The organism is Pseudoalteromonas prydzensis, assembly GCF_011050055.1.
Classification (GTDB): domain Bacteria; phylum Pseudomonadota; class Gammaproteobacteria; order Enterobacterales; family Alteromonadaceae; genus Pseudoalteromonas; species Pseudoalteromonas prydzensis_A.
Genome location: NZ_DRGM01000210.1, coordinates 121,785 through 143,895 on the forward strand (window position 1 = coordinate 121,785; position 22,111 = coordinate 143,895).

Genomic DNA, 22,111 nt, shown 5'->3' on the forward strand with positions numbered 1-22,111 from the left:
GTTAACAAAGCGTATATTTACTTGCAATTTGTTTAACGATTGCACCAACATGCTGATACTGTAAGATTGACAGGTGATTACCTGTGATCTCTATTGCCGCAAGATCTGGGTTAACAACTCGCCAGCCCATATCATCAGTAAGCAATTGGCCTGCAAACTCTTTAGTATCGTGTGCTTTTATGACCATCAGCGGCACCTCAAGTAACTCATCGTTTATTGCTACCTTTGCTTGTAACTGCGCTTTATATACGCATTGCAGTGCCTGCAATTGACGAGCACTGAACTGGTAGCCCGCAGTGGCTAAATGTTTACTTAACCACTGTGTTTGTTGCTCATCAGCAAGCGTGCAATATAACTGCTGCTCATCGTCAGTTAAGTGCAATTGAAAAAATTCACTCAGGTTCGCGATTAGTAACGCTGCTATTTGCCTATCTTGCAGGTTTAGCACCGCAACATTAGGCATAGGCGTATCAATAACTAGCAGTGAGGCTGGGGCTTTATTACGCTGTACTAATTGCTGCGCCATTTGATGAATCACAAAGCTTCCAAATGAATGACCAACCAAGTGAATATTAGCGTCTACCCCCTGTTCAATTAATGCGTTGCAGTAATGGTGTGCGGTCAGTGATAAGGAATTAATAATATCGGGTTCTAAAGCGATCAGATCGGGCTGCAAACCATAAACTGGAATACGTTGATCCAGTTGATTAACTAATGCTTGATAGATCATCAGTAATCCTCCCGCACCGGCGACTAAAATCACCGGCTGAAACCCTTGTTCACCGGCCTGTAAACAAACTAAAGTTGTCGACTGAAGATCAGCAGCGTTGCTTTTTTGTAATTGCTCAATTGCCTCAGCTAAGCCGTTTACAGTACGATGGCGAAATAACATATCAATGGGCACCGTTAACTGCATCTGATAGCTCAATTGCGATACCAAGCGCATTGCTAGTAATGAATGACCACCTAGCATAAAGAAATCATCATTGATCCCCACTTGCTCTATGTTTAACAACTGACTAAATTGTTCAACCAATAATTTATGCAATGGCGTGATCGGCGCACTGTATGAAAAGTCATTCTGGCTACTTAATTGTTGCGCTGTTTTACTAAGCTGCTTTCGATCGATTTTGCCATTATTTGTACAGGGTAAGTTATCAACAAATTGAACATTCTGTGGCACCATATACGCTGGTAAAACACCCGCTAAACTACGAATTAGTGGCTCACTGGCTCGTTCTTGATCACCCACATCAACAAATGCAACTAGCTGTTCATTACCACTGTTATCTTTACGAACCACCACAGCACAGGCGTTTATTTGTGGTAGCGCAAGTAAATGACGTTCTATTTCGGGTAACTCAACACGATAGCCGCGAATTTTAACTTGTTCATCTAAACGCCCTAAGAAAATTACTTCTTGGGTATTTGTACAACGCACTTTATCACCCGTTTTATATAACCTAACGCCGCTGTTTGGTTCAATAATAAATGCAGCAGCCGTTTTCTTTACATCGTTAAGGTAGCCTCTTGCTAACCCTTTGCCACTGAGGTACAGCTGCCCACTCACATAATAGGGAACCGCTCTTAAATATTTATCTAGGATGTGTAATTGCAGCCCTGCCACTGGTTGGCCAATCGGTATTTCAGAACCCGTATAATCAGTTACCGCAATTAATGTTGCAGAAATAGTTGCTTCTGTCGGTCCATAAGCATTGATCAAAATAATGTTATTACTGTAATAAGCTTGCCATTGCTGCAACCTTGCCGCTTGCATTTGCTCTCCACCAATTGTGATAATGCGTAATTGTTCGCCAAGTGTGACTGGCGCTGCAGCTAATTGATGCCAATAGGCTGTGGGTAAACTCATCAAGGTTAATTGACTGTACTGCGATAGTTTAGCTAAATACTGGGTATCGAGTAGTTTTTGTTGATCGGCCATCACTAAAGTGGCACCGCTTAGCAAAGTACAAAAAACTTCCTCTGCAAATACATCAAAGCTGCAACTTGCAAACTGTAAGTAATTATCGTGCGAACTGATCGCATAATTTTGTTGTAAACACTGCACATAGTTAATAACACTGTGTTGCTCAACCATAACCCCTTTTGGCACCCCAGTTGTACCTGAGGTATAGATCACATAACATAAATCATCCGGCGTATAAGTTACTATTGGGCTGCAATTAGGTTGTAAAGCAAGTGCCGCAGCACAACTATGAAGATCGATGTTAACTGTTGGCGGTAATGCGCCCTGCCAGTCTGCTTCGCACGTTAGCAATACTGCAAGCTCTGCATCTGCGGCCATAAACTGCCGCCTTTTTAGCGGTAAACTAGGTGCAATCGGTACATAAGCCGCACCGATCTTTAAACTCGCTAAAATAGCGACAATCAAATCGCAACCAGGGTTTAAACAGATCCCGATGCGCAAAGCTTGGTCAGAGTCTAGCGTATGTGTGAGTAAGTAATTAGCCAGTCTGTTAGCGGCTGCATCCAGCTCATTATAACTCATTGTTTTAACTGGTAGGTTGTTGTCAGCATGGTAATATTCCAGCGCTGTTAACTCACCATAACTTGCCACAATTTGGCTAAATCGTTGCTGCAACGTTGTTTCGATATCCCAGCTTACAGCTGCCACTTGCTTAGCTGGTAAACTAAACTCAGTGAGCTTATCGATACCTGTTGTAAATTGATGATCTACTAAATCAATTGCTAAGCTAGACAATAGCTGCTCTGGTGTCATTACAAACGCCTGTAATAACTGCTGCAACATAGCCAAGCAATGACTGGCAAGCGAGTCATTAAATAGTGCGCTTTGATAACTCAAAGTCAGTGAGAGTTGCTCAGCTTGGCCAACAACTAAAGTCATTGCATAATGCGTATGATCTTTACTGTCATTCGCTAGCACCTTAAATGGCATATTTGCAATTTCTGCCAGTGGATCTGTCGGGAAATTTTCAAATACATACAAAGCATCAAACAAGGGACTGCCATTAGCAATATTACTGTAGTTATGTACTTGGGTTAATGGAGTATGGGCATAGTCAGACACCGCTAATAAGCTTTGCTTAACTGATTTTAAATACGCTAACACCGACTGCTCACCCGTTGTGGTTAACAACACCGCTTGGGTATTAATGTATAAACCAACCCGTTGTTCAACATTAGCAAGTTGGCTTGGTCGCCCGGATACCGTTTGCCCAAATAAGGCATGCTCTGAATTACAACAAACACTCAGCCAGTAACCCCATGCACCTTGCAGTAAATGATTCACTGTTAAACCCTGTTGACGAGCAAACTCAACCAGTTGTGAACACAATTCAGGCTCAAGTACTAAGGTTTGTTCAGTCATCGTGTTGATATCATCGCCTTGCTTACGCTGCGCAATATGCTCAACCAATAATGTTGCTTCATCTATATTGGCTAAATAACCTTGCCAAAATTGTTGCTCGGTTGTTTTATCTTGTTGCTGTAAGTATTTAATATAGTCGCTATAATTATCTTTTTTTAGAGATAAACTATGCCCTGCAAGGCGAGCCTGGTAATGCTGTAATAACTCTGAAAACAAAACAGGTAATGACCAGCCATCCATGATCAAATGATGGTATGTCCAGATAAATGCCATTTTACGTTCACTCAATGCAAGCAAACGTAAGCGCATACAAGGTGCCGCAGCTAGATCAATACCTTGTTGGTATTGTTGATCTGCAATAGCAGTAATATAGGCTTGCTCATCAAGCACTGCTTCAGTTACTGAGTCAACCCGCAATGGTACTTGGTATTTATCAACCACTATTTGCACCGGTCCCACCGGGCTTGCCACGAACGCAGTGCGTAATATGCTATGTGTATCAAGTAGCTGGTGCCATGCATACTCGAAAGCTTCGATGTCAAGCGCGCCCTCAAGTAACAACGTCGTTTGTTCATAATAAGCACTAGGTTGTGCTACTTCACCAGTTCGTTGACTGTGAAACCACATGCCTTCTTGTAGTGCACTCAGCGGGTAAATATCAACAATGGCTGATTGCTGAAAAGGGGCTAATAAATGCTGTAACTGATGATTTGCCATCGTTGGCAAAAGTGGAAAATCACTTACCGTATGGCGCTTAATGTCGTCTTGTAGACAATGTTCAAGCACCGTCATAATACTTGCTTGATAATGCGTCATAAATGAAGCGACATCGGCTTCCGCTATGCGGGCAGCATCATACTCCAGATGCATCGATAATTGCTCATTGACTATTGCTGCCGTTAATTGCAGAGCATAGTAGGCGTGATTATGTTGGCTATGTAAACTGCCCGCGGATTCTGGCGCATCAGCTAATAAACCATTATGTTGCAGCGCACTATCTAGCTGGCCTAAATAATTAAAAAATAGATGATCCTCCGTCGAAATAGTCAACGATTGGCGGATCTCCTCATCAGGATGATAATAACGTAAGGCTCCATAGCGGCTCGCTTTAGTCGATAGACTGGCTAATTGCTCTTTCATATCACAGATCAGATCGGCAATATTTGGCGTATTGCTAAATAACCGAAATGGATACATAGCAGTCAACCAACCAAGCGTTCGAGTACTATCAAGTTGCTTATTAAGTAATTCGCGGCCGTGCCCTTCAAGAATAATAAGATGATCGTCTAAACCATAATGACTAACAGCAGACCATTGTAAAGCGGCCAACAATAACGTTTGAATACTGGTATTATAAGGTCTATTTGCTGTCGTCAAGAGCTGCTGCGTAACTGCACAAGGGAGCGTTAATGTATGTTGTTGCAGTTGTTTTTTGATTGGCTCTGGCGGCGTTGCAAAACTAAAAAAGCTGGGCTTACTCGCCACAGCAACCAATGTTTGCCACTGTTTTAAATCATCTTCATCTTTACCTTGCGCAATTAAAAATTGACTAATGTCATATAAATTAGCAGTACGAGAAGCAAAACAAATACTCTGCTGTAATGTTGCTGATAACAACGCTTGGTTAATATCTTCCAGCAAAATCCGCCAAGCTACACCATCAATTAATAAGTGATGAGCGATGATCAGCAAGCGGTTATCAGTTTGCTGAGCTGGGGTTTTTATATGGCAGATTTGCAACAATGCAGTGCCATCAAAACGAAACGCTCCTTGTTGCACTTCACACACTTTCGCTAATGCTTGAGACCAATCATCTTTGTGCTCAGCTAAATCAATAAAGTGGCAAACGTGATCGGCACTTAGCTGCGGTTTTATCGATAATTGCGGTTGCAGGCCTTTATCATCAACGACTAACCGCAAACCATCATGGTGTGCTAATAAAGCGCGTGTTAACTCTTTAATATGTTGCACAGTCACTGTTTTATCAACACTGAGTAAGAGTGACTGGTTCCAATGATTGGCTGCTACAAATTGTTGTTCAAAAAACCAATGTTGAATGGGAAGTAATGGCAATGCGCCTGAAAAGCTTTGCTGTGGCTCAACCTGTTTCCGTTGTGGCTGCTGGTGTACCAATTGCTCAGCTAGCACTGCAACGGTACTAAAGTTAAAAATATCAGCTACTGACAAACTAATATTTTGCGCTCTTGCCCGACTGGCAATTTGAATACTGAGGATTGAGTCCCCTCCCGCCGCAAAAAAATCATCATCAACTTGCAGCATCGGCTGATTTAATACTTGTCGATACAAAGTGAGTAATAAGCTGCTTAATCCGCTTGCTTGTGGTGCTGCTGGAACTTGAGTTAATTGCTGCGTAACAGTTTGTTCGCTTGCTGTTCTTAGCTGTTTATGTAATTGCAGATGATCTATTTTGCCATGTGCCGTCAGGGGAATTTCATCTACCTGAATAAGCTCACTCGGTATCATGTGATCCGGTAACTTCACTTTAAGACTTGCTATACTTTGGCGCTTAAATTGCGCTTGGAGCGAGTCACTTATCTGTGGCGTGACAATAAAAGCCAGCAGCTGTTTATGGCCTTCAGCCAATTCACACACGCTAACAACACAATCCGTTACGCCTGCAATGGCACGTAACTGATACTCAATTTCAGACAATTCAATACGGTAACCGCGTAATTTAACTTGTGCATCATTGCGGCCAATGTAGGCAATACGGCCGTTATTTAATTGCCTAACCAAATCACCGGTTTGATAGGCTCGCAGTTGTTGCTCTGCAACGGTCGTTAAATAAATAAAACGCTGTGCGGTAAGCTCTGGACGGTTCAAATAGCCGCGCGCTAATCCTGCACCAGCGATATATAATTCACCAATCATGCCAGGCACAACCGGTTGCCCCTGCTGATCAACAATTAACAACTCTGCATTATCAATCGCATAACCTATATCGGGAGCCATTTCCGGCTCTGTCGTTGTGTTACTAACCTCAGCCGAGGTGGCCACAACTGAGGTCTCTGTAGGGCCATAATTATTAATAATACGGTACGGTTTTGTAGCTGGGGTGCATGTTTTTAACTTGTCGCCGCCAACCAGTAAATAACGCAAAGTAGCAGGCGTAAAAGCGTGATCTGCCAACATTATTTCAGCGATTGGAGTGGCTAAAAAGCAGTGACTCACATGATGTTCATCAAGTAATTGCGCTAATTTTTGCGGGTTATCTAAGCTTACTCGCGGCACAATCACCAGCTTTGCCCCGACGCTTAAATAAGGCCAGATCTCCCAGCTTGCAGCATCAAACGCGATATTTGCTGTTTGACTGGCAATACTTGATTTATCAACCGCAAATGCGCGTTGATGCCAGCGGCATAAATTGCTCAGCCCTTGGTGGGGGATCATCACCCCTTTAGGGTTACCCGTTGTGCCTGATGTATAAATGACATACGCTAATTGCGCCGCCTCTACTTTGGGTAATTGCACTTGGTTTAACGTATTACTTGCAAGGTTTAGCGTGTGCTTAAATTGCTCATCATCAAGGCAAATAAGCTGGCTGTTCGTACCACAGTTATCTTCTAACAGCGTAGCAAATGCAGTGTGAGTAACCAGCCACTGCGCACCACAATCCTTGATAATATAAGCAATTCTAGATACTGGATAATTCGGATCAACAGGCACATAACAGCCACCCGCTTTCATGATTGCTAGCAATGCAACTATCAAGTCAATACCGCTTTGCATGCTTACAACAACAGGCTGTTCAGCTTGTAAGCCTTGCTGTATCAAGTATTTTGCCAATAATTCACTACGCTGATGAATTTGCTGATAACTCGCAAATTGCCCTGAGGCTGCCTCTATAACGCCAGTGTCAGTTTTAGCTTGCTGTTCGGCTACAGCAGTAAATGCATCTATGACGGTTGCAACTGGCGTATTTAGCCGTTGCTCACCTTTGAGCAGGCAGTTATGCCGCTGTTTATCTGTCAACATTGCAGCTGACTGTATAGCAACCTGCGGATCGGCGGTGAATGACCTAATTAAAGTACATAATGCCGTAGCCATGGTTTGAATTGTTTGTGGGGTAAATAACGCCGCGTTATAAGCCCAGCTAAAGCGTAACTCACCGTCATCTTCGCTACATGCCAACTCAATATCAAATTTTACTTGCGGTGGCTGCTCATCAATCGCTGCAACCTGTATATTAGGTAATTTAAACTGTGTATTTAAGGCTGGGTTTAACGAAAATGTAAGCTGAAAAATACTCTGCTGACTCATGCCACGCGGTAACTGCAAAGCATCAACAATTTTTTCAAAGGGCATGGCTTGATGCTGACCAACGGCAACAATTAATTGTTTTTGCTGTGCCAGTAGCTCTGCAAAACACATACCTTCGCGCAATTGACAGCGGATCGGCAGTGTATTAATAAAGAATCCAATTAAGGGAGTTAGTTGCGTTTGTGAACGCCCTGAAAATGGCGCACCAATGACAACATCATCACACTGACTATACCTAGCTACAAATGCGCCATAAGCACTATGCAGCCACATAAATAAGCTCACATCAAACTGCTGGCATTGCCTGTGGATCGCCGTAACTGTGGTTTTATCTAGCTGTATTTGATAGCTCGCACCAGCGGACATGAGCTGTTTAGGGCGCACTTTATCCAGCGGTACTTGATGTATCGGTGGGGCATCTTGTAACTGTTGTAACCAAAATGCTTGGTGTTTATCTAACTGCTGCTGGTGTAACTGACTACGCTGCCAATGAGCATAATCCCCGTATTGAATTGATAAAGGTTGCGCAAGCTTTTCAGGCAACCGAGTTTGGCTCGTAAAGCTTTGATAAAACGCTTCAAATTCACTCACTAATATTGCCAAAGAATGTGCATCAGAGGCAATATGATGGATATTTACCCGTAACTTCCAATGCTGTGCATGCAGCTTAACTAAAATAATACGCAGCGGTAACTGACAACTTAAATCAAAGGCAGTTTGGCTGTCATCGCGCAGCGTTTTTAACCACAGTCGTTGCTGTTGTTCATCGTTAAGTTCACTGGCATCAATGACCTTTAACACCGACGCAAATGTATCTTGGATCACCTGCTGAGGTAAGTTTGCTTTATCGACGGTGAGCAACGTTCGCAACACTTCATGACGCTGCACGATAGCGTCACACACGCGTTGAAATGTATCAATATCAAGCAAACCATGTAGTTCAAAATTAGCTGGCATATGATATTGCACGTTTCCCGGCTGCAATTGATCTATGGTCCATAATCGTTGTTGAGCAAAAGATAACGGCAAAGGCGTTGCTGATTGCACTTTCGGGATAACCGCTGATGCAACAGTGTAATTGGCGGCTTTATTGCGCGCAGCCGCTAACGCGAGTGTATGCACCTGCGGTGCGTAAAACAGATCAGCTAAAGTAATCGACAACTGAGCGTGTTGTGCTAAGTGACTCACTAATTGGCTAGCTAATAATGAATGCCCACCCAATTCAAAAAAGTTCCCTTGCCGACCGACATTTGAAACCTTTAATATCGCCTCAAATGCCGCAGCGATTGCTTGTTCGTCATCCGATCGGGGAGGCTCATCTGCCGTTGCTTTAAGCTGTAATTGATCCAGCGCTAAGAGTGCTTTTTTATCAATTTTACCGTTCACCGTTAATGGCATCTGCGCCACGGCAATAACATTCGTTGGCAGCATAAACTCGGGTAATGTGGTACGTAAAAACTGTTGCACTTCACTGGTGAGTGCCGCAAATACGGCATCATTTTTAACGATAACAAATGCGCTGATCCGCGGATTAGTCGGCTGTGCAGTATTCAGTAATACTGTTGCGCTGCTAAGCTTAGGGTGGCCACGTAACTGGTTTTCTATTTCACCCAGTTCAATACGGTAACCGCGTACTTTTACTTGGTCGTCAATACGACCCATATAACTCAATTCGCCAGTTGCTAACTGACGTACTAAATCACCTGTTTTATATAGTTTTTTAGCTGCGTTCGCTGAAAATGTATCTGCCACAAAGCGCTCAGCATTGAGCTCATCACGGCGCCAATATCCCCTGCAAACCCCATCCCCTCCTACATATAGCTCACCAACGGCACCAACAGGCAGTAACTGACGATACTTATCTAAAACGTAGCAACTGGTCGTTGGAATTGGCCGACCAATATTGCTTGCGCCACACGCTAGATCTGCGTCATGTAAACGCTTGAAAGTAACGTGAACCGTTGTTTCAGTAATGCCATACATATTGATCAGTTGGCAGTCGCTAAAGCGTTTTGCCCAAGGGGCCAACTTAACGGGCTGTAATGCTTCGCCACCAAAAATAACGTATCTAATTTTGCTCTGCTGTATCCGCTGCGAAGGCTTGGTTAGCATTGCTGTTTGTAGCGCATAAAAAGCACTGGGGGTTTGATTTAGCACACTGACGTGTTGATCTAGCAATAAATCTGCAAATGCATCACTGTCTTTTGCGGTATCCGCATCCACAATAACTAAGCGTCCACCAAAAAGTAACGCGCCGTACATTTCCCACACCGAAAAATCAAAACAAAATGAATGAAACAGCGTCCATACATCATGCTCATTAAAATCAAATAAACTCGGCTGTACGCACAATAACCGGATCACTTGGCGGTGTTCAATTTGCACACCTTTAGGCCGTCCAGTGGTGCCAGAGGTGTAAATCATATACGCTAAGTGGGATGAGCAAATAGCTAACTCGAGGTTTTGTGTAGCACTAATCTGATTAATAGCTGTGTAGATCGCGCTATCATCAATATTTATGCACGTTAAGTTATGCTGCGAAAACAACTCGATACTACTGTTATCACACAACACTAAGTGGCTCTGGACATCATCAACAATGTAACTGATCCGATCGCGAGGGTAATTAGGGTCAATAGGCACATAAGCAGCGCCAGCTTTTAGCACCGCTAATAACGTCACCACCAAATTAACATTACGGGTCACGCTCACTGGCAGCATATCTTGCGCTTCAACACCCTGACTTAATAATACTCTGGCAAGTAGATTTGCCCGTTCATTAAGCTGTTTATAAGTGAGTGTCTCGTACTCATCAACCAGCGCCAATTGGTCAGCAAATCTGTTTGCTTGTTGTTCAAATACACTCACGATACTGGCGCTTTGATCCCAACTTGTACTATCCGCTTGCTGCGATGTGGCAGCGTCAGTTAATGCCTGCATCTGCCGTTCATCAAGCAATGCCAATTTTGAGATTTGGCTATCCGGTGCAGCAACAATGTTTGCTAATAATACGGCAAAACTATCTGCCCAGTGAGTAATTGTCGCAAGCTCATAAAGTGCTTCATCAAACTTCCAAGTGACTGTTAAACCTTGGTTATCGATAACCGCATTAAGCTCCAAATCACATTTTACTGCGCTGTGGTGCTCTCGCACTGCACTGCGAGCCTCAGCTATTTCAACACCCGGTAGCTGGAAGGTTGGTTGCTCATCAACAGTTAAAGTGAAGAAGATTTGTACTAAAGGATGATGACTTAAATCGCGTTGACAATTGAGCCCTTCAACCAGTTTATCAAATGGCATATTGCGATATTCAAACGACTGTAAAATACGTTCTTTTTGTTGCTGCAACCATACATTAAACGTTAATTCATCCGACAATACACCATGCATCACTAAGGTATTAACAAATAAACCGATTAAATCGTTTAGCTGTGGATGCTCACGGCCCTGAGTTGGCGTGCCGATCAGTACCTGCTCTGTTTGTTTAATACGGCCAATAAATAACATAAAGCTACTTAACAACCACATAAATGGTGTGACTGATTGACTCGCCGCATGTTGTTGTATTTTTTCAACTAACGAGTGACTTAAGCGTTGCCGATAAACTAACCCAGACTGCTGTTGAACACTCGATCTAACTTTATCAGTTGGTAATGATTGCAACGGTTCAAGATCGCCAAGTGTCGTACGCCAATAATTAATTGCTGCTGTAAAGTACTCTGCTGTTAAGGTATTTCGTTGCCACGCAGCGTAATCAGCATATTGAATTGGTAAGGGGTCTAATTCGACATCACCTTGCAGTAGTTGCGTATAAATGGTTTGTAATTCTTGAGCAAGTATTTGCATTGACGCGCCATCACTAACAATATGATGCATATTAAATGCTAAATAATGTTGCTCATTATCAGATACCAATAGCACCCGCAGTAATACATCTCGAGTCAAATCAAATGGCTGAGCTTGATGTTGTATCAGCGCCGCTGTTATTTGGCTTTGTCGCTGTGCAACTGGGAATATTGCTGCATCAAGCCACTGAAAAGGCGTCACAAAAGTGTCTGTTACTTGCACATACGGTATACCTTGCGGATCAGTTATAAACTGACTGCGTAATATTTCATGGCGTTCAACAATCTGGTTGATTGCCGTGCGTAACAACGGCACATCTATGTGGCCTTTTAGGGTAAACTCAGCAGGCATATAATATTGTTGGCTGCCTTGTAACTGCTCAATAAACCATAAGCCTTGTTGAGCAAAGCTCAAAGGCAAACACCTATCTCGCGCAGCGATGGCAATTGCGTCCATATTACTTGGCAACGTAACCACTGATTGTTGTTGCTGAAAATAGCGAATAATCGCCGCTTTATGCTCAGTGATCTGAGCTTTAAGTTCACTTGGAAAACCGTTACTTTGTGTAAATGCTAAAGCACCTTGTTTTTCATACAAAGTAACACCTGCTCGTAAAGCATCTGCGATTAACTCTTCAATTTCTAGCAGTTTATTTTCCATCACAAAAACATCTCTTCTGAGTTATCATTTTCACTCATGGCTTTATTAGCGGCTTGATGAATAGCGTACCAGCTAGCAATAGCCGCAATGGTCGGCCTTTCAAACAGTATTTTCACAGGGATATCAACTTGTAACCGCGCCTTGAGCAACGCCATACATTGCGTTGCTAATAATGAATGCCCACCCAGCGCAAAAAAGTTATCGGTAATACCAACAGAGTCAACTTGTAACTGCGCAGCAAAAATATCGACCAAGGCAGCTTCTAAGTCATTACGCGGTGGTACATTTTCAGTTGCTACTGCGACTGATTGGCCCCATTGCAGTAGTTGTTTACTATCAACTTTTGCGTTAGATGTCAGGGGAATAGCGCTTATCGCATGCCATTTTGTTGGCACCATATAAGCAGGTAAATAGTTCGCCAGGTAGTTGCTAAGCATAGCCTGTTGCTGTGCGTCTAAAAGTGTTATTTGCTGCTCATGCCCAAACGCTGTGATCACTGAACTGTGTGGCGTAAACACTAAGTAAGCCTCAAGGTTTGCAGTGTCTTTATTTAATATTACAGATGCCTCACTAATCTCTTTATGCTGGATTAACTGTGCTGTTATTTCGCCCGGCTCAATGCGATAACCGCGTAATTTAATTTGTTCATCCACTCGAGCACAAAATAGTAGCTGTTCTGGTTGGCCATGTTTATCAAGCAACCAACGCACTTTATCCCCGGTACGATAAAATCGTTGCACCGCTTGCTGATGCCCAAAAGGTAACCACACAAAACATTGCGCCGTTAAACTCGCTTGATTTAAATACCCTTGAGCAACATTGTCACCGGCAATATAAAGCTCGCCAATGGCGCCCACTGCGGTTAATTGTTGATGCTCATCTAGTATCACCAACTGACTATCTGCAATCGCCCGACCGATTGGCACTTGGGCCATTTTACGCCGTTCAAGCTCGCTAATTTGCTTTTGCTCGCAATGATAAACACTGCAACCTACCGTTGCTTCAGTTGGGCCGTACTCATTCACCCACTGGCAATTTGGCAAATACTGAGTTAACGATTTAAGTAACTGAGTGGGTAATGCTTCACCACCAATGACAACCACATGTGCGGTTGCAACGGCAGCCGCTGGAGCAAACGCAAGTAAGCCTTGTAAATGCGCAGGAGTGACTTTAAATAAACAGGCTTGAGAGCTGAATATCTGCTTTGCAAGCTGCTCAAGCATCTGCTCATCATCAGCAAGTAGTGTAATACTGATACCCATTAGTAAAGGTGCCCACAACGAAGTAACCGTGGCATCAAATGCCAATGGCGTACTCACCACGCTGGTTGTTAACGCAGCTGATAGATACTCACACTGTGCATGTGCTAAGTAACAGGCTAAATTAGCATGGCTGATCATCACCCCTTTTGGGGTGCCTGTGGTTCCTGATGTATAGATAATATAAGCAAGATCATCCGCCGAATATGACGCAGGCAGTGCACTTATTGAACCATTGAGTGAGCCACACTGCCAACTGTTTGGCTCATCAAGCAATACACATAATGGCGCAATAATACTCCCGAGCTCATCCGTTAAATGCTGTTTAGCAAACGCAGACTGTGTGATCAAACACTGTGCTTTACTGTCATCGATAATAAATTGCACTCTGGCTACTGGTAATTTTGGATCAATCGGCACATAGGCACTGCCGGTTTTTAAAATCGCTAACATGGCAACCAGCATTTGTGCCGTTGCGCTAACACATAAAGCAACTTTACTTCCGGCGGTTATGCCTTGTGCTTGTAAATAACTGGCTAACAGCTGTGACTGAGTCTGTAATTCAGCATAACTCAACAGCTCACCATCAGGGCCTGCGACCGCATTACGTGTTGGATATTGTACGGCTTGGCGGGCGATTTGCCCAACAAGGTTAAGTGGTTGAGTTTGCCTTGCATAGGGTGGCGAAGATAAATTAAGCAGCAGATTTTTTTTAGTTGCTGGCACTACCGGTAATAGCTGCAACTGCATAAGAGGGTCACTTAGTATCGCATCAATCAATACCTCGAATGCTGCTGCATATTCAGTAATACTACTGGCATTAAATAATGTCTCACTAAAATTCCACTGCAGCTCAATGCCATCGCCTTGCTCAATTGCATTGACCTCTAAATCAAATTTCATTTTTGGTGCTGCGTGTGGCTGCATTTCAATATGTAAACCTGGCAGTGAAAAATCACTCGTTTCATTATTTTGCAGTGCAAATAAAATTTGAAATAAAGGATGATGTGCTAAGTTTCGCTCCGGCTGCAGCACTTCAACTAATTGTTCAAATGGCACTTGTTGATGTTTAAAAGCATCTAAAATCACCTGTTTTTGCTGCATTAATAACTGCGTGAAGTTTTGCTGTCCTTCACTGCGGGTGCGGATCACTAAGGTATTAACAAAAAAACCAATTAGATTAGCTATTTGTGGCTGTTCACGACCAGCAACTGGAGAGCCAACTAAAATATCCGTCGCTTCACTCAATCGCATCATTAACAAGGAAAAGGTTGTGTGTAACCACATATATAAAGTAACGCCGTGTGTGGCACATTGTTGATGGATAGCTTTAGTCGTTGCAGCGGACAAATGCTGGGTAAAACATTGCCCTTGCAACTGCTGTTGGATTGCTCGGGGCTGCTCTAACGGTAATTGATGTACAAAAGGGGCCCCCGTTAACTGAGTTCGCCAATAGGAAAGTGATTCATGCAAGGCAGTTTCACTGCAAACTAAACGCTGCCAATACGCAAAATCAGCATATTGAATAGCCAACGGTTGCTGTAATGCTGCAGGTAAAACAAATTGCGACTCAACACTGGCAGCTTGGTAAAAAGCAATAAACTCGCGAACTAAAATTGCCATTGACCAGCCATCGCTTGCAATATGATGCATATTAAAATGCACAAAACTTTGCTCATTGCTAATTTTAGCAACCACCACACGCAGTAAAACGTCGCTTGCCAAATCAAACGCTTTACTACTTGCTTGTGACGACAGTGATTGCCATTGCTCATCTTGTTGTTCGCGATTAAGCATACTTAAATCGTGCAGCTCAAGTGGGATCGCAAACTGTTCATTAATGCATTGCTCAGGCGCTGAGCCTTGGTCGCGTGTAATAATAACAGTACGCAGCACTTCATGACGTTCAATCAGTGCATATAACGCGCCTGATAACGCAGTCAGATCCAACGTCCCCGTAAACACAAAGCTCGCTGGCATATGATATTGCACACTTTCATTATGCACTTGATCAATAAGCCATAATCGTTGCTGTGCATAGGAAAGAGGTAGCGCCTGCTGGCGAGATATTTTCACAATCTCTTGGTGTGGCTGAATTTTTTCACAGTTTTGTAATGCTTGCGCTAACGTTGCAACCGTTGGGGTTTTAAATAATTGCGGTAATGTTATGTCAAGTTGCTTAGTTTCACGAATCTTACCAATCAAGCGGATCGCTAATAACGAGTGCCCCCCTAAATCAAAAAAGTTATCGTCTAAACCGATATGTGTAGTGAGTAAAATCTCACTAAACAGCTGTAACAAATACTGCTGTAATGGGGTTTGCGCTTGCTTGCTGTGTGTTGTGCGAGTGGGCTGTAAACAACTACGCGCATCAGCTATCAATCTGGCTTTATCAACCTTGCCGTTTTTCGTCAGTGGCATCACAGCAATAGCATAACAGTGTGCGGGGATCATATACGGCGCTAAGTAATGCGATAAATGCGATTTAATGGTGTTAACGGCTAATGGCTTTTCATGTTGATGGTAAACAATATGTGCCGCTAACGTTTGCTGTTTGCTATCAACCGTCACCGCACAATCAGCCACTTCAGGGAGTTCCTGGAGCAGCTGCTCAATCGCGGCTAAATCAACTCGAAAACCGCGCAGCTTGATCTGTTGATCCTTACGTCCACAGTATCTTAAATAACCAGCAGCACCTGTTTCATCAGCTTGCCACAACGCTATGTCGCCCGTTCTATAAAAACGCTTGGTCACTTTTTCGCCCTGTTGGCTGGGCAGCTGCAAAGTAATAAAGCTGGTACTATTAAGCTCAGTTTGATTAATGTAACCTGGGCTGACAATCGGTCCTGCAATAAGTAATTCACCACGCATATTCACTGCTGCTGGCTGATCAAATTGGTCAACCACTAACAGCGTTACATTATCGTTAGCTAAACCAATTGGGACATCATTATGACGCAGTAAAACCTCATCACTGGTACTGTGATCAATTACAAAAGTACTTGAACCGACTGTAGTTTCTGTTGGTCCATATTCGTTAATCCAACGACACAGTGGTAACTTTGCACGGATCGCCAACAACAATTCAGTTGTGAGTGCTTCACCACCGATCACCAATGTATGGGTAACATTGCTTACACAATAGTGCTGCGATAATGCCAAAATGGCACGTAAATGAGCTGGCGTGAGCTTAAACAGTTTAGCGTCTGTTGCTGTAAAGAGTAGTTCCGTCAACTGGGTTAGCTGTTCATCCCCTTGCGCAATAATTTCCACCACGCCACCTTGCATCAAGGCTGGATATAACGCCGTAACCGTTGCATCAAACGCCAAAGGCGTACTCAATACGCTGCTACAGAGGGCTGAATTATCGGGCATATAATGCGCAACCGCATGCTGTAAATAAGCCGCTAAATTGGCATGGTTGATCATCACCCCTTTCGGCCGTCCGGTCGAACCAGAAGTATAAATAATGTAACTCAAATCATCGTCTTTAACATGGTGACTGAGTTGTTCATCTGGCTGCTCCACCGGATAGCCATCGAAATTAGAATCGTCATCAAGAACATCATCAACGAGCAAAAAATCTGCGCCACTGTTGATCACCGTGTCGGCATGCTCACTCAATGTCAAAATCATCATCAACTCAGCATCTTCAACAATATAACTTAACGTCTTTATTGGCGTATCTTGGTGTATCGGCACATATACATGACGTGCCTTTAAAATAGCGAGTATCGCCACCACCATAGCGGCACCTGATGGCAGCAAAATGGCAATGCGACTTTGCGCAGCAAAATCCATTTCGAGTAAACAATGGGCAAGTTGATTAGCACGTTGTTCAAGCGCGAGGTAACTATAGGTTTGGCCATTACATTTTACTGCGGGGTGTTGCGGTTGCTGCTTTGCAAACTGCGAAAAACACAGATGTAAAGGCGATGGTTGAGTATTTTGTATCTCAATTGAGTCACTATGAGATAATGCCGCTGCGTGCTGACTCGGGCTCCACAGCATTAACTCTGCGAGCTTGACGCTTTGATCAGCCAAGCATTGCTGCAACACATAACTAAATTGAGCAAAGAATGTCTCTATATTCGCTTGATGCCATAGTGCGGTGTCGTATAACCACTCAATTTCTAGCACGTCACCGCTATCTATAACTGAGACTTCTAAGTCAAGTTTAGCGCTACGCACCTTGCTCTGTAAGGCTGTAATTGACAGCCCTGCTAGCTGTAAATTTTCATTTATCGTATTGTTTACTCTAAAGATGACTTGTACTAACGGGGGAATTGCTAAACTGCGTTCAGTGGCTAATTCATCCACTAAGAGATCAAATGGGATCTGTTGATGAAGCAGTGCTTCGCTCAACGTTGCTTTTACAGCAGCTAATGCTTGGTTAAAACATGTATCTGCTGACACCGTATTACGTAACACCAGCGTGTTAACAAAGTTGCCAATAATAGGTTCAAGCTCTGCGGCAACTCGCCCTGCAACTGGCGTACCTAGCACACAATCTGATTGCCCAGAAACTCGACTAAACCACAAAGTAAATACAGTTTGTAAGGTTACAAACAAAGTGTCACCTTGGTTTGCAATAAACGATCTTAATTGTTCAGTTAATGCAGGCGACAACACGGTTTTATATAAACCGCCGCCGCTGAGCACATCGTTACCTCGCTGGTACTGTGTCGGTAACTCATGCACTGTAGGTAATTGCGCTAACTGCTGACGCCAGTAGTCAATACTTATTTGCCACTGAGGATCGGCTTGCATACTATGCTGCCAATGTACAAAATCAATATAATTATGCTTAAGCGTTTGCAACTCAGTGGCGCTTGTCATACCAATATGCCGATTATAGTTGCTCGCGAGTTCACGGCAGATCAGGCTAATAGACCAACCATCGGCAACAATATGATGAACAGTAACAAGTAACTGATAATGGTGCTCGGCTATTTTAATCAAGCTTGCCCGTAACATCAGCTGTGAGGTTAAATCAAATGACTGATTATAATCATCCACTATCATCTTCTGTAACAGCTGCTGTTGATCTGCTTGTGAGCAAAGATCTAGCTGTTGCAACGAAAAAGCTAAATGGCCGTTAAAATATTGGCATGGCTGTGCATCCGCTGTACTTTTATAGTTATAACTTAGGATCGTATGGCGCTTAATGATATCTTTAAATGCCTGCTGCAATGCCACCACATCAACATCACCGCGCAGCGTAAACACGCCCTGTAAATTATATTGACGGCTGTGTCCTTGCAGCTGATCAACAAACCAAATACGCCGCTGAGAAAATGACAACGGCTGTTCCCCAGCTAACTCACTATGTGGTAATTGCACCTTGGAGCTGGTTTGTTCACTACCGGTTAAATACTGGGCTAACTCCTCAACGGTTGCATGATTGAAGATGTCTTTAAGTGACAATGAAACGCCAAACTGCTGGCGAATTTGATTAAGTAATCTAATTGCTAGTAAGGAATGCCCACCGATTGCAAAAAAGTCATCTTCTAGACCCACCCTAGCAAAGCCCGTTAACTGTGCAAATAACGCCGCTACTTGCTGCTGCATTAGCGTTTTTGGTGCGACAAAAGTATCGCTGCTGCGTACCATTTGTTGTTGTAAAAATTTACGATCAACTTTGCCATTTTCAAGATAAGGTAATTGCTCTTGCAACACAAAGAAACTGGGGATCATCGGCTCTGGTAATACACACTTTAAGTCTGTTTTGATCCGTTGTTGTAAGGCCTCAGCAGTTAATTGCTGGCCTTCAGCAGATGCCACATAGTAGGCAACTAAAGTATCCGCAGAGGCAATTTCACGACAAATCACAGCACTATTCTTAACCACAGATAAAGCCGTTAACTTTGCCTCAATATCAAGTAAGTCAACTCGAAAGCCTCTAATTTTAGGTTGCTTATCTAAACGCCCTAAATATTCCAGCGTACCGTCTTTGCGCAATCGGACATTATCACCAGAGCAATAATAACGCTGTTGTCCCTTGGTGGTGTTAAGCATGACAAAACTTTGCGCAGTCTGCTCCGCTGCACGAATATAACCAGTTGCTAAACTCTCACCACCAATGTAAAGCTGTCCAGGCATGCCCATAGCAACGGGCTCGTGGTGTGCATCTAGTATGGCAAGTTCAACATGCGCAAGCGCGCTACCGATAGGATAACTCATCTGCTCAGCAGTTTGATGATCCTCAATTTCATAGCTAGTCACGCCAATGCAGGTTTCTGTCGGCCCATAATGATTGATTAATTTAGCGCTTGGATAAAGCGCCCGAATTTGCGCAACTAATTGCGCTGTTAATGATTCCCCCCCTAACACCCACTGTTGCAGAGGTGCGCGAGGTGTTTGACTCGTAGCAATAGTGGCTAATAGTTCAGCAGCAAAGCTGGGAGTGATCTTTAAAAAGTTAATTGCTTGCTCACTGAACGTATCGACAATCGCAACAGGATCACTTTTTACATGTGGCGAAATTAATACCACAGTGCCGCCATTCGCCCATACTGGGTATATGCCAGTTAAACAAAGATCGGTCGCCAGCCCTGTCACCACAGCTGACTTAGTATCATTATTAAATTCAAGCCGCTTAGTAATACTTTGTACATAGTGCGCTAATGCAGCATGATTAATTTCTACCCCTTTTGGCGTGCCTGTTGAGCCTGAGGTAAATATCACGTACGCGCCATCAGCAAGGTTTAACTTGGGTAAGTCAGTTGCATTAACCGCCGCTTTTAACAGCTGCGCAAACGGCCATAATGTAATCTGTTGCTCATTTAATACCGTAACTGCTTGCTTTTCGAGCGCTGTATCAGCAAATGTTACTAAATATTCACAGCCTGCCTGCTGTAAAATTTCCGCAATACGCGCCACTGGCGTGCCTTGCTCAATCGGTAAGTAAGCACGGCCTGTTTGCAATAGTGCAAACATCGTTAATAAGGCATCGATTGAGCGAGATACCAATAATGCAATGGGTGCTGAAGTTGTTTGTTGGTGATGAGTTTGCAACGCTAAAATATGGCTGGCGAGTGCTGCGCTTTGTTGCACTAATTGTTGATAACTCAAACTTCGTGCTGTTTTGCCATGTTGGTCAGCTTCAATGCAGGCTATTTTTTCAGCGCTAAGCTCAGCCTGCTTTATCACCTGTACAGGTAATGCAAGCACATCACTGCTGACTTTTTCATGAGCTTTTTTACGCCCTAGCAACTGGCTGGCATAACGCGCAGAGGGTAACTCAACGGTTGCAATAGTTTGTGCTGCGTTATTGCCAAGAGATATAACTAACTGATTAAAATCATTGCTCATTTGCTGAATAACATGGTCATCAAATAGCGCACTGCAATAATCAAAACTAATCTCTAAGCCCTGCTCTGATTCACTTACATTCAGGGTTAAATCAAATTTTGCAGTACCGTTATCTAATGGCAACAATTTAGCCGACAATGTTGCGACTTCCACAGTACCGGTATCTACACCGTTATAATTAAACAGTATTTGAAATAAGGCTGAATGTGCTGACGATTTAGCTAAGCCAAGTGTTTCGATAATATCTTCAACTGCCACACTTTGATTTGCGAGCCCTTGCGCCACTAGCACTTTGGTTTGCGCTATTAATTGTGCAAAAGAGCTCTGCGGTGACACCATTTGTCGCATCGGCAAGGTATTGATAAAACACCCTATAACATTCTCAAATTCGGGCTGTTCACGATTCAACACCGGCACCGCAACCGTAATATCCTGCTTTTGGCTATAGCGCTGTAATAGTACATAAAACACACTTAACAGCCCGACAAACCGAGTCACCGTTAATTGCTGACAGCAACTATCAAATTCGGTAACCAGCCGTGTATCGATAACACTGTGCTGGCTCTTGCCTTGATAGGTTTTTTGTTTATCACGAGGATAACTCGTTGGCAGCTCAAATAACTCCATCCCTGTTAGCGCTTGTTGCCAATAACTTAGCTGCTGTTGATATATAGCTGATTGTTTAAACTGACCTTGCCAATGTACATAATCTAAATACTGTAACGGTTTACATGCAGCCGCATTATTAACGGTATTATTATTTGTAAGTATCGCCAATAATTCTTGCACCAAAAGCCGCACAGACCAACCATCGGCAATAATATGATGCATCGCAATGTATAACCATTTACCTGCACCTGAGTGGCCAATTAACGTTGCACGTATCAGTAAATCATTTTCCAGATCAAAGCGGTAACTTAATTCATCGTGTAATTTTTCAACTATTTGTGTGGGTATTTCATGCCCTGCTATATCTAGTGTATTCAATGCTAAGCGCAACTGGCTATTAACCCGCTGCACAACACCTTGCTCGGTGTTAAAAAATTGCGTTGTTAATATTTGATGGCGAGCCAACAATGTGTCAAATGCCTGCTGTAGTTCATTTATTGTCAATGAGTCTGACAGCTGCAACAGACCACACATATTGTATGCAGTTGACTGTTGCTCATATTGATCAATAAACCAAATACGTTGTTGCGCACTTGATAAATCCCCTTGTTGCTGATGATGACGTTGCATATAGGCAATCAGCTCATCCTTAGATGCTTTGATCTTTGCCAGTTCTGGCGCTGGGACTGTCGTTAACTTACTTCGTAACTTTAACCGCCCATCTTGCAAATAAACGTAGATACCTTGTGCGTCCAATTCGGCCAGTAAAGTTTTAATTGCTACATTATCCATG

2 protein-coding genes are annotated in these 22,111 nt (G+C 43.3%); both read right to left on the reverse strand.

All coding sequences use genetic code 11. The features are described 5' to 3' along the window. Position 1: 1 nt before the first annotated feature. A complete protein-coding gene (locus tag ENH88_RS21915; protein ID WP_304185597.1) occupies positions 2–12,136 on the reverse strand; it encodes a non-ribosomal peptide synthetase in 12,135 nt (4,044 codons plus the stop codon). After that, complete coding sequence (locus tag ENH88_RS21920) at positions 12,136–22,110, reverse strand: non-ribosomal peptide synthetase (RefSeq protein ID WP_304185598.1); 9,975 nt, start codon at positions 22,108–22,110, stop codon at positions 12,136–12,138. Before ENH88_RS21920 ends, ENH88_RS21915 begins: the two co-directional genes overlap by 1 nt. Position 22,111: the final 1 nt, after the last annotated feature.